The following is a 13,556-nucleotide window of genomic DNA, read 5'->3' on the forward strand; positions in this document are numbered from 1 at the left end:
TTTGGCCAATTCTAGGAATCATCCTCATCGCTCTTCTTCTCCAATTTGTTCCAAACCTTTATTTTGTCTCCTTCCTCAATTCCGGAAACTACTTCCACATCAATACCATCACTAACACCCAACTCCAATTCCTTGCGCTCAAATTCATTCTCACTCACTTCAACTTCCACATAGGGTTTTTCTGTTTCCTTATCAAATTGCAACAACGCTTCCTTAATGGCCAAAACATCCTTTTTTTCTTCCAAAACAATGGAGGCATTGGCACTGTATCCCGCTCTTACATAGGTGCTATCGTTAACTACCAAGTCACCTTCTATTTTAAACTGAACGGCACCTTCCTCCTCTACTCCCTTGGGAGCAATAAACTTCAATTCCGCATCAAATTTGTTCTTTTCCAAGGCTCCCAAACTAATTTCCAAGGGCATCCCCACACTAAGTTTTCCAACTTCTGCTTCATCCACTTCCCCTTCAAATATCATTTTGTTCATGTCCGCAATAGTGGCAATGGTGGTACCATCATTGAAGTTGTTACTCTGGATGACCTGATCTCCTTCTTCAACTGGAATTTCCAGAATTGTTCCAGAAACTGTAGCCCGGATATTGGTGTTGGCACTGGATGATCCACCCGCAGAACCTTTACGTATAATCTGATAATCGGCCCGGGAATTGGTAAGTTCCTGCACTGCTTGATCATAGGTCAACTGTTGGTTGTTGAAATCCTGGCTGGAAATCACTCCTTTATCAAAAAGAGCCTTGTTGCGATCAAACTCGATTTTGGCATTGTTCAAGGCCAATTCCGCATTTCTTACACGTCCTGCTGCCTGATTCAGGGATTGCTCATTGGGCACCACCTTGATAACAGCGATTAAATCCCCAGCCTTAACATCCACACCTTCTTCCAAGTGTATCTTATCAATGATTCCGGAAATCTGTGGCTTTATGTTGATTTCATCTTCTGGAATAACCTTGCCCGTAACAATAACTTTGTTCACAATGTCTTTGCGTTCCAGGGATTCAGTCTCATAAATCTGGGTTGGGGTACTGTTCTGCTTAAGGAAATAAACTACAGCGCCCAAAATTCCGACTGATACAATCGTGATTAACCCGTATTTTACGTATTTGTTCATTACTACTTATTTGATCGTTATCTAATTTATTTTTTCAAATTCCAATTATTCTTCCCGTAAGGCTTCTATAGGACGTACCTTAATGGCTTTGATTGCCGGTATCAATCCTATCAACAAGCTCAGGAACACCATCCAAAAGAAGGAGAAACTAAATTGCCCTATACTCACCATGGGCTTTACAAAGGGAAAATCTTCCCCACTGCCCCAAAGCGAATCCAGGACGGCCAAAATTCCGACGGAAATGGCAAATCCAACCAATCCAGCAAAGGAGGTCAACACCACCGCTTCCATTAAAATTTGCCGTAACACCAATCTTGGGGTTGCACCCAGAGCCCTTCGCACTCCAATTTCCTTGGTACGTTCCTTTACTGTAATCAATAGAATATTACTAATCGCAATTACCCCAGCCAGCAAAGTGAGCAGTCCTACGAAGTAGGAAAACCCTCTTAGCACCATGGTAAAGGAAGAAATGTTGTTGAAAATCTCGGACATATCAAAGCTTCCAATGGCTCTTTGGTCATCCGGATGTATGTCGTATTTATTTTTGAGAATGTCCTTGATTCTACTTTCCACCACCGGGACCTTGGTGTTCGGTTCCACGGCTATGGCCATCCAACCCATCCGATCTCCAGAATTAAAGGCTTTTTGAAAGGTGGTAAAGGGGATAAACACCGCATTCTCCCCATCAATATTGATGTTGTTGTTAGGTTTGTAGATGCCCACCACAGAGAAAAACACTCCATTAATTCTGATATCCTCACCAATGGCCTCTTCCCCCTTCTCAAACAAAAGTTTATAGGTTTCTTCCCCTATTACGCAAACCTTTTTGGAATGTTCAATATCCATTTGGTTCAAAAATCGACCCTCAACCAGTTTCTTTTTGGTGATGTTGTCAATTTCCGGGTAATCCCCATACACGGAGGATCCACTGGTCTGGCCTTTTCTGTAAACAGTGACCACACTTCTATGACTGCCCAGTTCTATCCTTGGTGCCAAAACCTCAATTTCTGGAATCTCTCTTTTTAGTATTTCCGCGTCCTCTATTTTGTAGCGAATCCTTCTACCTCTTTCAAAACCTTTATACGGTTCTGAGGTAGACTGTCCCCAAACAAAAAGACTGTTAGATGCGGTACCCGCAAAAATTTTATCGAATCCATTGGTCATTCCATTGGATGATCCCAAGAGCAGCATCAAAATGATCATGGCAAAGATGACACCCAACATGGTCAAGAATGTGCGAAACATATTCTTTCCAAGGGTGTGGAAAACTTCAATCCATAAATCTCTATCGAACAACCACATATTACTTATCGCTTAAGGCCACTATTGGTTTAACATTGGCAGCTTTTACTGCTGGAATCAATCCCGCCAACACCCCTGCAACAATTAGAATAATGGTTGCTGTGATTACTGTTGACAAGCTAACGTTTGGATTGGTAAAGGCCGGGGTATTAATGGTAGGTCCTATCAAGGATAAAATAATCCAAGCAAAACCCAAACCGATAAAACCGGATAAAGCTGTTATAAATGTGGATTCCAAAAGCACCAAATTGATAATTTGCTTAGGCTGCGCACCCAACGCTTTTCGAACCCCAATTTCCTTGGTCCGTTCCTTAATGGTGAAGACCATAATGTTTCCAATACCCACTATTCCGGCTATCAATATCAAAAAGCCTACTCCAATACTTATCGCACTTAATACGGCAGAAAAACTGCTGATGTCATCAAAAGCTTCCGCATAATTCCAAACATTGATTCCAGCCTGATCTTCAGGAGCCACTTTATGTCGTCTCTTCATTAAATCTTCCAGTTTGCCTGAAAATTCCAAAGCTTTTGTGAGATCATAGGTTGGATTATAAGTCAGTAAAATTTGATGGACATCGTTGGTATCCCCAAAAATTCTTTGATACGTAGTTATTGGAGCATAAATTCCTCGCTCAGCATTGTCATCACCGTCATCCGTAAAAACACCTACAACCCTAAAAGGAAGTCCATTAAATTCAACAAATTGACCTAAAGGATCTTCGTCTTTAAATAGATCTTCGGCCACCTTTCTTCCAATCACTGCAACCTTGGCCCGGTTGACCACATCGGCATTGTTAAAAAATCGGCCTTTGGTAATTAGGGTCTTTTCTATAATCTGATGTTCTGGATGTACGGCTTGTACAGAGTAGTTTCCAGTTTCACTTTTATATCTCGCTGTCGTGTTGGAAAAATAACGGGTACTGATATATTCAACATCCTTGGGAAAGCTCTCTTTTATATATTGGTAATCGTCATTTTTCAGCTGAATCCTTCTTCCTGCTTCAAAACCTCCATAGGCTTGGGCAGTTGTGCCCGGTCTAATAAAGATGGAGTTGGTGGCATCATCATTAAATTGGCTTGTAAATCCGTTCTGCATCCCATTTACGGAAGCCAACAGCATCACCAAAATAAAAATGGCCCATCCCACGGAAAAACCGGTCAAGAACGTCCTGAGTTTGTTGTTCTTGAGCGTGTGAAAGATTTCTTGCCAAATATCGCGATCAAACATATTGTTGTGCTCTTACTTGCTCTATTTTTTTGTCTTCAACAATAACACCATCCTTAAGGTGCACAATTCGCTTGCACATATGTGCAATATCCTCTTCGTGGGTCACCACCAAAATGGTGTTCCCTTCATCATTAATTTTCTGAATAAGGTCCATAACCTCATAAGAAGTAGTACTGTCCAAGGCTCCTGTAGGCTCATCCGCCAAAAGCACTTTGGGTTCGGCAGCCATGGCCCTTGCAATGGCCACTCTCTGTTTTTGACCTCCGGAAAGCTCACTTGGTAAATGCGTGGCCCATTCCTTTAACCCAACTTTTTCCAAATAGCTCATAGCTTTTTCCTGTCGTTCTTTTCGCCCGACTTTTTGATAATACAATGGTAAGGCTACATTTTCCAAGGCCGACTTATAGTTGATAAGGTTAAACGATTGGAAGATGAATCCCAAAAACTTATTTCTGTATTGGGCAGCTTTGGTCTCACTTAAATCCTTGATGGGGACATTATCCAGTGTATACTCACCAGAATCGGCCACATCCAACATTCCCAAGATATTCAGTAAAGTAGATTTACCAGAACCCGAGGATCCCATAATGGCAACCAGTTCTCCTGATTCTGCCTTAAAATTAATTCCTTTGAGTACGTGGAGGGAATTGCTTCCCATTCTGTAGGATTTGTGAAGGTCCTTGATTTCTATCATGATTGGTGCTATTAGCTATCTGGCATTTTAACTCCTGTAATATGACTTACAAGTTGTTAAAATGTTACAAGATTTATTGAAATTTTTTGTTAAATGATTAGTTGGCAGATTCTTCCTCCTCAACAGCATTCCATATTTTCACCTTGTCATCGGAATTGAGACCGGATTTTACTTCCACAAAAATGCCGTCGCTAATGCCCAACTCCACATCCTTGCGCTCAAATTGTTGTTCTGAAGTTTCTATTTCCACATAAGGTTCCTTGGTCTCAAGATCAAACTGTACCAAAGCTTCCTTTAGAGCTAGGACGCTGTCTGCCCGAGCTAAAATTATGGAGGCATTGGCACTCAATCCCGCCCGAATAAACACGGAGTCCCTTTTCTTGAGTGTCCCCTTGATTTCAAATTGAATGGCACCATTCTCCTCCTTTCCTTTGGGAGCTATATAGTCCAAAACAGCATCAAATACCTGATTCTCTATGGCCCCTACGGTAATTTCCAAGGGTAGGTCTTCCGTAATTTTTCCCACTTCGGATTCGTCCACTTTCCCTTCAAAAATCATTTTTTCCACATCAGCGACAGCGGCTATGGTAGTCCCTTCATTAAAGTTATTGCTTTCAATGACCTGGTTCCCCACTTCCACCGGAACTTCCAGGACCATTCCGCTCACAGTGGAACGAATCAAGGTGTTGGCTGCGTTGCTCAATCCCCTTGTAGTTCCCGTTTTCACAATATCGTAGCGTTTATTGGCTGCGCCATACGCCTGTTTGGCCTGATCATAGGTTACTTGGGCGCGTTCCAAATCGGCTTTTGATATCACCCCTTTGTTAAACAAGGACAGTTGTCTTTCGTAATTTCTTTTTTGATCATCCAAATTGATTTTGGACTCATCAATGGCATTTCTAGCATCATTAAGCGCATTTAAGTTGGGGACAACTTTAATCTTGGCCAAAAGGTCACCCGATTTCACATAATCGCCCCCTTCCACATAAATCTCCTCAATAACTCCGGAGATATTGGGTTTGATCAGCACTTCTTCCAAAGGAAGGATACTCCCGGTGGCAACTGCCTTTTTTACAATGCTCTGTTTGGAGGGTTTCTCCGTTTCATACACCACGGGGTCCTCAGAATTCTTTTGATACAAATAGTACATGGAGCCACCGAATACCACAACGATGAGCAACAAGATGATGATGGTTACTGACTTTTTCATTTTAATTCCTATAGTTATTTGATTGATTCAATTTGTTCTAATCTGTTCGGAGTGCTTCAATGGGCCTCACTTTGATGGCACTATTAGCAGGTATGAATCCAGCCAAAAGTCCAGATACCATTAGTATGACCAGGGCCCCGCTGACCACCCCAACGCTTACACTGGGGTTGATAAACATGTCCACTGGCCCCACACTATCCAAAAGTGAATTGATTCCATAAATGACCAGCGACCCAAAAATAATGCCCGCCATTCCCGAAATTATCGTCAAGAAAATCGACTCCATCAGAATCTGTTTTTTTATGGACCAAGGTTGTTCCCCCAAAGCCCTGCGAATCCCAATTTCCTTGGTGCGTTCCTTTACAACGATGAGCATAATATTGCTGACACCAATAATTCCAGAAAGCAATACCATGATCCCTACTAGATAGGCAATGGCTTTTAATCCCACAAACAGGCTCTCTACCCTATTGAACTGCTCGTACAAATCAAAATGGCCAACAGCTCGGTTATCCTCAGGGTGCACCTTATGCCGTTCCTTCATCACTCTGATAATATCTTCCTTTAAACGGGAAATTGAACTTCCATCGTGGGCGGTTATTGCCATCCAGCCTACATCTTCACCTCGGTTAAAGGCTTGTGCAAAAGAGGTAAAGGGTACATATATTTCCTTTTGGGCCTCTTCCCCATCCCCGTCGTTATTTTTCTTTTTATACGTGCCAATAACCATGAAATTGACTCCCTGGATTTTGATATAACTACCGAGCACTTCCTCTCCCTTCTCGTACAACTCGGACTTAACCCCTTGTCCAATCACCGCCACCTTTCTTTTCTCCCGAATGTCATTGTGGTTGATAAACCGTCCAGAGGTAACGGTCATGGGGTCTTGATTGATGATTTCGGGATAGTCTCCGTACACATTATAGGCCCCTACACGGATGCCCCTGATTACATTTCCTCCTCCTCGGAAACCTCCCAATTGATTTCTTGGGGAGACAAACCGAAGGTTAGGCACATTGTCCCAAATGGCCTGCACATCACTAACCTTGAATTCAAAGCTCCTATCTTTAGGTAAACCTTCATACGGTTTTGTGGTCCTGCGGGTCCACATGAACATGGTATTGGTGGCAATATCTCCAAAATCTGCCCGAATTCCATTTTCAAAGCCCTTCCCAGCGGCTAGTAGAACAATTAGGATGAAAATGCCCCAGCACACCCCAAAAGCCGTAAGAATGGTTCGGCCCACGTTGCTGGTGAGCACTTCCAATATTTCACGCCATCTATCTCTGTTGAACATGGTGTATGGTTTTAAATTTATTCATCCCTCAACGATTCTATTACCTGAACCCTAGCGGCACGCAATGCTGGCACAAGTCCGGCAAGAGCGCCCGCAAAAATGAGTACCATAACCGTGGAAAATGCTACGGTAAAATTCACAGACGGATTCTTTACGTATTCAATTTGAACATGGGGGCCTAAAATCTCTAAAATCAGCATACTGAAAATCAAACCTGAAAAACCGGAAATGGCCGTGACAAAAACGGATTCGTGCAAAATCATGCCCACTATGGACCAAGGCTTGGCCCCTAAGGCTTTCCGGATTCCAATTTCGCGGGTACGTTCCTTGACCACAATCAGCATAATATTGCTTACGCCCACAACTCCGGCAATAATGGTGCAAACACCCACAAACCAAAAAAACAGTTTCATATTATTCGTAATCCCATAGTAGCGCTTTGCCTCCTCCATGGCACTCCAAACCCTCACTCCCGATTCATCTTCGGGAGCTACCAGATGTTCTTCTTTCAAGAACTTTCGGAGGTTATCCTTAAACTCTACTGCTTGCGCTACGGCTTGGTCAAAATTCTCAACTGGGGGCAAAGTGTACGAAAGTGTGTTTAATTTATCATCCCCATTAAACACTCTTTGGCCCGTAGTTAGGGGAATGTAAATGCGCTCTTCTTCCCTTTCATTTTGTTCTTTAAAAACGCCTATCACTGTAAACTGAATACCTGCTATTTCGATACGTTCTCCCACGGGTGTCTCCACATCTTTGAAAACATCTCCCCTAATCTTCTTTCCAATAACGGCCACTTTACCCAGGGACTCTTCATCCTTATAGTTGATGAAACGCCCTTCGATAGTGGAAAAACCTTCTATAAATTGGAATTCGGAAGACACCCCTTGAATGCCATAGACCAAGGATTCGCTACCGTAGTTGATGTTAACGTTGCGTACAAAAACACGCGGGGATTCGTATTCAATATCCTCTTTGAACATTCTTCCAGCGGTTTCATAATCCGCGTTTTTAAAACGGATGACCCTTCCCGGGTTGAGTCCTTTATACGCTTTGGAAGTCGCTTCGGGCCAGGCCCAGACACTAGTGGTTGCATCTTGTTTGAACTCGTGTTCAATACCATTTCGCATCCCTTGGCCAAAACCTAATAATATGACAAGAATAAATATACCGGAGGCCACGGACAGCCCGGTCAAAAAAGTACGCAGTTTGTTCTTCCGGATGGTGTCAAATATTTCTTGCCACCTTTCAATGTCGAACATGATGGTTGGTGTTTGATGATTGATGAAATACGTAAACGTATATCCAATAAGACAAAGCTACCATCAAATTGTTACACCTATTTGCAAAAAAAATGTGAAAAATTTAAATATTTCTTAACTGCGAAGCTTTTTATACACGAAATAGAACAGTCCTCCTACCAAAATATAAGGGATGGCCATTAAATAGACGATGCCATTATTAATTCCTTCTGCCGTTTTTCCATCGGCCTCGCTTTCCACCACTGCCCTGCACATGGCGCATTGGGCTTCGGTGAGTTGAGGGAAGAGGAAGAACAGGATTAATAAAATAAAAATACCCCTCCGTCCTGATAATTTTATCAGGACACCTCCCCTATTTGGTGAGGAGCTAGATCTGATGGGTTTAATGCGCATAATAGGGTGATATCATGATATAAACAACAACACCGGTTACCGCCACATACAGCCAAATGGGGAAGGTGAATTTGGCCCATTTTCTATGGCTTTGAAAATCTCCCAGATATCCCTTGGAATAGGTTACCAATACCAAAGGAATTACGGCGATAGAAAGTGCAATATGCGTAATCAGAATAAAGAAATAGAGGTATTGAATTGCCCCGTCACCTCCAAACTTAGTACTATCCGATGTCATGTGATAGGCCACATACATCACCAAAAACAGGGCAGAAAGGACGATACAAGTGGTCATTAATTTTTGATGCAAGTCCCTTTTTCCATTTTTGATGGCAATCACTGCCCAAACCAAAAGTATGGCCGTTAATCCATTAATGGAAGCATAGATTGGTGGTAAAAATGAGAGGGGTTTTGCATTTGGAATCTTATACCCGAACAATAGGGCAACCACTACCGGTATAGCGATGGAAATGATGGTAATCCAACGCTTAAATCTTTTTTCCTTGGCTAAATCATGTTCCATTATTCCTCGAGCAATAATTTTTGAATGTCTTCCTTGAGCATGGTAATCTGTTGCGCCTCTCCTTCCTTGTTTACCCCCTGCTTTTCCGTTATGGTGCCCCGGTAGTAGATCATGGGATTGCCATGTTGGTCATCCCGGGACCGGATATACCCATCTTTATCCACCAAGGCAAACATCCCCGAATGTTCAAAACCACCGGGAGCATCCTCGTCCTCGTTAGCCACAATGTAAAAACCCTCCTGGGCCAAAGTATAGATGGAGTCCCTATCCCCGGTCAACAAATGCCAGTCTTGATCGGTAATACTATACTTGCTAGCATATTTCTTCAACACTCTTGGCGTATCGTATCTAGGATTGATGGTAAACGAAGCCACACCAAATTCAGGGTACTCGTTAAACGTATCTTGTAATTCCACCAAGTTCTGGGTCATGATCGGGCAAATGGTCGGGCAAGTGGTAAAAAAAAACTCAACCAGATAGACTTTCCCCAAATAATCCTTGTTGGAAACCAGTACACTATCCTGGTTCAAAAAGGAAAAGTTGGGCACCTCCCTCTTCTTGCCATTGCTGATCACATATCCCAATTTGGATTGTTGGGGAACCGCACTCATCCGATCCGTTTCCACTACAGTTCCCTTTTTTAGGGTCTTTGTAATCTCATTGACCGCAAATATCCCAAAGACCAGGATTATGGCGGATACCCAAACGTAGTTGTATTTCTTCTTCTTAGTTGCTCCTGTCGGCATTGTTTTTCTTTAAAGAAAGGCGATATTCAGCAAGAATGATCTTTACATCATCCTCCATCTTATTGTTCAGATCGGCAACGGATGTGGTATTGAATCCATATTTGGTCCCCTCATCCTCATCATCTGTTCTTCCCCTAAGGTTACGGTCTTTGTCCACAATAAAAACATAGGAGGTTCCCAAATCTTCATCCAGGGTTAAATTGGTTTCCAAGCTCTTAAAAAGGGATTTTACGTCCCCCTCCGAACCATACACAAAATTCCATCTGTCGGTCTCAGAAAGCTTGCCCAAATCCTTTCTAAGTACCTCCACGTTTTCCTCTTCCCCTTCGGGCACCACCATCACAATCTGAAAATCGGTGAACTTGCCAAAGCGTTTATAAATCTTTTGGTTCAGATTAAAGGCGTTTCCTTTTTTGTAGTCGATATTGTTCCCGAGGAAACCCAGAATGGTAATCTTGTTGTTGAGCCTTGCACCTCCCTCAAAGTTATCAAGCTCAGGGATGTTTTGGGTTAAAATTGGCAATCTTCCAAAGTTGTTTACACCGGAGGCAAAAAACAAATAGGCCACTAGGGGAAAGACAAAGAGAACGATTAAAACAGAGGCCTTTTTCATGATGATTTTGCTGAGTGCAAAAATAAAAAAAGACGGTTAAGAAACCGCCTTTTAATATTGTTTATCCTTTACTAGAAATTCCAGGACATATACCCATCCTTGAACACGTTGTAAATATAATCCGCTTCAAAGAGCAATATAAATATCAGGTAGCAGATCAAGAATATCGGTGTCCAAACAATAGCTCTACGCAAAGAGCTTTTCTCATCCCTAAGGTGCATGAAATCCCATGCAATGTAATAGGCTTTTACCAAGGTAAGGATAATGAATATCCAGTTGAGGAGTTTCATACCAAGGAAATAGCTTCCGGTCAAAGCCGCTGGTTTGGCTATACCCAAACCTACTTCAACCGCGGTTACCAAGGTTAGAAAAATCAGTACTCCCCAAATCTTTTGGACGTTGGACTTGAACTTTACCAGTCCTCTAAAAATTTCAAGTTTATGTTCGTGCGCCATGCTGTTTTATATTTTGGATTTCCGACTTCTCGGAAATGAAAAATCAAATTATACTAGATAGAAGAATGTAAATACAAATACCCAAACCAAATCTACAAAGTGCCAGTAGAGCCCAACCTTCTCCACCATTTCATAATGACCTCTTCTTTCATAGGTGCCCAAAATGATATTGAAGAAAATGATGATGTTGATCATTACTCCGGAAAATACGTGGAACCCGTGGAATCCAGTAATGAAAAAGAAGAAATCCGCAAAAAGTCGGCTTCCGTATTCGTTATGGATAAGGTTTGCACCTTCTACCACTTGAGAGGCATCTGCCAATTTTGCCAATGAACCTGGACGATCCAACAGCGTTTTTTCGCCATGTTCGTTAATGGTCTCGGTACGAATCAAAATATTTGGTGAAGCTTTGAATCCTTCTATAACTTCATTTAAGGAATAGCTGGTTTTGTAGCCTTCCTGCAAGAACCAAACACCTTCGCTCTTTACATGCTTCACGCGGTCTTCAGGTAAAGTTTTGGCAAAATCTGCCAAGGCGGCCCTTTCACCAGTTTCGGCATTTACAAATTGAAGTATTCTACCTCCTTTGGTCTCAATTGCCCCAAAGTCACCTTTTATAAAAGTGGCCCATTCCCAAGCCTGTGAGCCAACGAAGATGGCACCACCGATAATGGTAAGGAACATATAAAGAATGACCTTCTTCTGCATCATTTTATGTCCCGCATCCACAGCCAATACCATGGTGACGGAAGACATAATCAGAATAAAGGTCATAAAGGCAACATAGTACATGGGGTAATTACCGTGGAAGAAAGGAACGTGTGTAAACACCTCATCAGCAATAGGCCAAGTTTCAATAAACTTAAACCTTGAAAAACCATAAGAAACCAAGAATCCAGAGAAGGTCAAGGCATCCGAGACGATGAAAAACCACATCATCATTTTTCCATAGCTAGCATTTAGTGGACGATTTCCACCTCCCCAAGTGCTTTCTTCTGTACCGGTAGTCACCGTTGTATCCATATAAAAAGGTCGTTTTAATAAAACTTTAGCAAAAATACATCTTTTGCTGTATTGAAAAAGACAAAGTTGAATGAAAACTACTTCATCAAAAATTTATTTCACGAAATACATAAAAAGTATGAGATATACCCAAAGGAAATCCAAGAAATGCCAGAAGGTAGCCCCCAGTTCCAAGCCCAACATATTGTCCGATGTATATTTTCCCCTAAGCTGCTGAACCAAAACGGTCAACAATGAAATAAGCCCAGCCACCACATGGACAATGTGTACCGCAGCAATCAAAAACACATAGGACATTTTAATATTACTGGTAGGCCCTGTAAAGTAATACCCGTTCTCCAACATCTGGGAGAAACCCATAAACTGCAACACAATAAAAGAAATGCCCAAAGCCAAAGTACCAACTAGCAAAAGCGTTCCTCTTTTTTGGTTGCCCGCAGCTACAGCTTGCTTGGCCAAAAAATAAGTGATGCTGCTCAATATAATGATCGCCGTGCTTACAAAAAAGGCTTGGGGCAATTCCAGATCACTGATCCAATCTTCTCGCTTGCTGCTCACAATATAGGCACTGGTCCAGCCTGCGAAGCCCATAATCAGGCTCACAATTCCAAACCAGAGCAACATTTTTTTGGCTCTTTTATTCTTTACTTCAATATCCACTTCGGTGAAATCCATAGGCTTAACCAATAAACTTATCTATAACGTAAATTATCTGAATCAATGAGATGTAGGTAACGCTGGCCAGCATCAACTTTCTTGCAGCTGGGTTATCCCTCTTTTCGTACAGTTTGAATGCAAACACCAGCATCACCAAGCCTGCCAACAAAACTAGCACCGCTGCTGGAATGGATAAATGCAATCTTCCTGTAAACCCAAATGCAGGCATAATGGAAATTACGATCATCCAAATGGTGTACAGTATAATTTGAAGGGCGGTACCTGCATCTTTTTTTCCAGTGGGCAGCATTTTAAAGCCACCTTTTTTGTAATCCTCATCCAACATCCAGCCCAAAGCCCAGAAGTGTGGGAATTGCCAAAAAAACTGAATCATGAACAAGGTTCCCGGCTCAATGCCAAAATCGTTGGTTGCCGCAACCCATCCCAACATAAAGGGAATGGCCCCTGGCAGTGCCCCAACAAATACCGAAAGTGGAGTTTTTGTTTTTAACGGTGTATACGCACTGGTGTACAAGAAAATGGAAATGGCCCCGAACATGGCCGTTTTGGGACTTAAAATGTATAGCGCAATTACACCAAGGATGGTCATTACAATGGCGATGGTCATTGCTGTTGCCACTGTCATCCGCCCAGATGGAATAGGTCGGTTTTTGGTGCGGTTCATGAGCGCATCCAAATCTTTTTCTATGACCTGATTGTACGCATTGGAGGCCCCAACCATACAGTAGCCGCCAAAAGCCAACAGAAACAAGGAAACCAAATCTATCTGATAAGCGCCCAGAAAATAACCCGCAATGGATGAAAACACCACGCTCACGGCCAATTTGGCCTTGGTGATTTCCTTAAAATCGGTAAAAATCAAGGAAAGGGAAGTGTTTTTTACAGAGCCTACTGCAGATTTCATCCTCATTTTTTAATGGCAGGCAAAGATAACGCCAGCCTATCTCTTTTCCAACCTATTGACGGTCTTTGTGTTATTTTTGATGTGACGGTACGTCCAAG

15 protein-coding genes are annotated in these 13,556 nt (G+C 42.3%); all 15 read right to left on the bottom strand.

Features of this window, described 5'->3' with window-relative positions:
- Positions 1-11 precede the first annotated feature (11 nt).
- The 15 genes from FGG15_RS08990 to cyoE all read right to left on the bottom strand — a co-directional run bounded on the left by FGG15_RS08990 (position 12) and on the right by cyoE (position 13,458).
- Complete coding sequence (locus tag FGG15_RS08990; protein ID WP_138835475.1) at positions 12-1,127, bottom strand: efflux RND transporter periplasmic adaptor subunit; 1,116 nt, start codon at positions 1,125-1,127, stop codon at positions 12-14.
- A 45-nt stretch (positions 1,128-1,172) separates the two neighbouring features.
- Entirely contained in the window at positions 1,173-2,372 is a 1,200-nt protein-coding gene (locus FGG15_RS08995) for an ABC transporter permease (protein WP_237561789.1), read from the bottom strand.
- Between the two features lie 58 nt (positions 2,373-2,430).
- Positions 2,431-3,660, bottom strand: coding sequence for an ABC transporter permease (locus tag FGG15_RS09000; RefSeq protein ID WP_138835479.1), 1,230 nt, complete (start codon positions 3,658-3,660; stop codon positions 2,431-2,433).
- The gene (locus FGG15_RS09005) at positions 3,653-4,354 is read right to left on the bottom strand and encodes an ABC transporter ATP-binding protein (protein ID WP_138835480.1); all 702 of its coding nucleotides are present in this window, start codon (positions 4,352-4,354) and stop codon (positions 3,653-3,655) included. Before FGG15_RS09005 ends, FGG15_RS09000 begins: the two co-directional genes overlap by 8 nt.
- Positions 4,355-4,451: 97 nt before the next feature.
- The gene (locus FGG15_RS09010; RefSeq protein WP_138835482.1) at positions 4,452-5,564 is read right to left on the bottom strand and encodes an efflux RND transporter periplasmic adaptor subunit; all 1,113 of its coding nucleotides are present in this window, start codon (positions 5,562-5,564) and stop codon (positions 4,452-4,454) included.
- A 37-nt stretch (positions 5,565-5,601) separates the two neighbouring features.
- Positions 5,602-6,861 carry an ABC transporter permease gene (locus FGG15_RS09015; RefSeq protein WP_138835484.1) on the bottom strand — a complete coding sequence of 420 codons (1,260 nt, stop codon included), beginning with the start codon at positions 6,859-6,861 and terminating at the stop codon, positions 5,602-5,604.
- Between the two features lie 17 nt (positions 6,862-6,878).
- Positions 6,879-8,123, bottom strand: coding sequence for an ABC transporter permease (locus tag FGG15_RS09020; protein WP_138835486.1), 1,245 nt, complete (start codon positions 8,121-8,123; stop codon positions 6,879-6,881).
- Between the two features lie 114 nt (positions 8,124-8,237).
- Entirely contained in the window at positions 8,238-8,465 is a 228-nt protein-coding gene (locus FGG15_RS09025; protein WP_138838201.1) for a hypothetical protein, read from the bottom strand.
- Positions 8,466-8,505: 40 nt separating this feature from the next.
- Positions 8,506-9,039: a DUF420 domain-containing protein gene (locus FGG15_RS09030; RefSeq protein WP_138835488.1), complete on the bottom strand. Its 534-nt coding sequence runs from the start codon at positions 9,037-9,039 to the stop codon at positions 8,506-8,508.
- The gene (locus FGG15_RS09035; RefSeq protein WP_138835490.1) at positions 9,039-9,785 is read right to left on the bottom strand and encodes an SCO family protein; all 747 of its coding nucleotides are present in this window, start codon (positions 9,783-9,785) and stop codon (positions 9,039-9,041) included. The genes FGG15_RS09030 and FGG15_RS09035 overlap by 1 nt, the downstream gene beginning before the upstream one ends.
- On the bottom strand, positions 9,766-10,398 hold the full coding sequence (locus FGG15_RS09040) for a hypothetical protein (protein ID WP_138835492.1): 633 nt from the start codon (positions 10,396-10,398) through the stop codon (positions 9,766-9,768). Before FGG15_RS09040 ends, FGG15_RS09035 begins: the two co-directional genes overlap by 20 nt.
- A 71-nt stretch (positions 10,399-10,469) precedes the next feature.
- Entirely contained in the window at positions 10,470-10,853 is a 384-nt protein-coding gene (locus FGG15_RS09045; protein ID WP_138835493.1) for a cytochrome C oxidase subunit IV family protein, read from the bottom strand.
- A gap of 48 nt (positions 10,854-10,901) precedes the next feature.
- Positions 10,902-11,876: a cytochrome c oxidase subunit 3 gene (locus tag FGG15_RS09050; RefSeq protein WP_138835495.1), complete on the bottom strand. Its 975-nt coding sequence runs from the start codon at positions 11,874-11,876 to the stop codon at positions 10,902-10,904.
- A 93-nt stretch (positions 11,877-11,969) separates the two neighbouring features.
- Positions 11,970-12,551: a cytochrome c oxidase subunit 3 gene (locus tag FGG15_RS09055; protein WP_138835497.1), complete on the bottom strand. Its 582-nt coding sequence runs from the start codon at positions 12,549-12,551 to the stop codon at positions 11,970-11,972.
- A gap of 4 nt (positions 12,552-12,555) precedes the next feature.
- Positions 12,556-13,458: a heme o synthase gene (gene cyoE, locus FGG15_RS09060; protein WP_138835498.1), complete on the bottom strand. Its 903-nt coding sequence runs from the start codon at positions 13,456-13,458 to the stop codon at positions 12,556-12,558.
- Between the last annotated feature and the right edge of the window lie 98 nt (positions 13,459-13,556).

This window comes from Flagellimonas algicola, from assembly GCF_005937185.1.
Taxonomy (GTDB): domain Bacteria; phylum Bacteroidota; class Bacteroidia; order Flavobacteriales; family Flavobacteriaceae; genus Flagellimonas; species Flagellimonas algicola.

Excerpts from the sequence above, each read along its gene's own strand:
- FGG15_RS08990 (WP_138835475.1), bottom strand. The coding sequence starts at position 1,127 with ATGAACAAATACGTAAAATACGGGTTAATCACGATTGTATCAGTCGGA.
- FGG15_RS08995 (WP_237561789.1), bottom strand. The coding sequence starts at position 2,372 with ATGTTTCGCACATTCTTGACCATGTTGGGTGTCATCTTTGCCATGATC.
- FGG15_RS09000 (WP_138835479.1), bottom strand. The coding sequence starts at position 3,660 with ATGTTTGATCGCGATATTTGGCAAGAAATCTTTCACACGCTCAAGAAC.
- FGG15_RS09005 (WP_138835480.1), bottom strand. The coding sequence starts at position 4,354 with ATGATAGAAATCAAGGACCTTCACAAATCCTACAGAATGGGAAGCAAT.
- FGG15_RS09010 (WP_138835482.1), bottom strand. The coding sequence starts at position 5,564 with ATGAAAAAGTCAGTAACCATCATCATCTTGTTGCTCATCGTTGTGGTA.
- FGG15_RS09015 (WP_138835484.1), bottom strand. The coding sequence starts at position 6,861 with ATGTTCAACAGAGATAGATGGCGTGAAATATTGGAAGTGCTCACCAGC.
- FGG15_RS09020 (WP_138835486.1), bottom strand. The coding sequence starts at position 8,123 with ATGTTCGACATTGAAAGGTGGCAAGAAATATTTGACACCATCCGGAAG.
- FGG15_RS09030 (WP_138835488.1), bottom strand. The coding sequence starts at position 9,039 with ATGGAACATGATTTAGCCAAGGAAAAAAGATTTAAGCGTTGGATTACC.
- FGG15_RS09035 (WP_138835490.1), bottom strand. The coding sequence starts at position 9,785 with ATGCCGACAGGAGCAACTAAGAAGAAGAAATACAACTACGTTTGGGTA.
- FGG15_RS09040 (WP_138835492.1), bottom strand. The coding sequence starts at position 10,398 with ATGAAAAAGGCCTCTGTTTTAATCGTTCTCTTTGTCTTTCCCCTAGTG.
- FGG15_RS09045 (WP_138835493.1), bottom strand. The coding sequence starts at position 10,853 with ATGGCGCACGAACATAAACTTGAAATTTTTAGAGGACTGGTAAAGTTC.
- FGG15_RS09050 (WP_138835495.1), bottom strand. The coding sequence starts at position 11,876 with ATGGATACAACGGTGACTACCGGTACAGAAGAAAGCACTTGGGGAGGT.
- FGG15_RS09055 (WP_138835497.1), bottom strand. The coding sequence starts at position 12,551 with ATGGATTTCACCGAAGTGGATATTGAAGTAAAGAATAAAAGAGCCAAA.
- cyoE (WP_138835498.1), bottom strand. The coding sequence starts at position 13,458 with ATGAAATCTGCAGTAGGCTCTGTAAAAAACACTTCCCTTTCCTTGATT.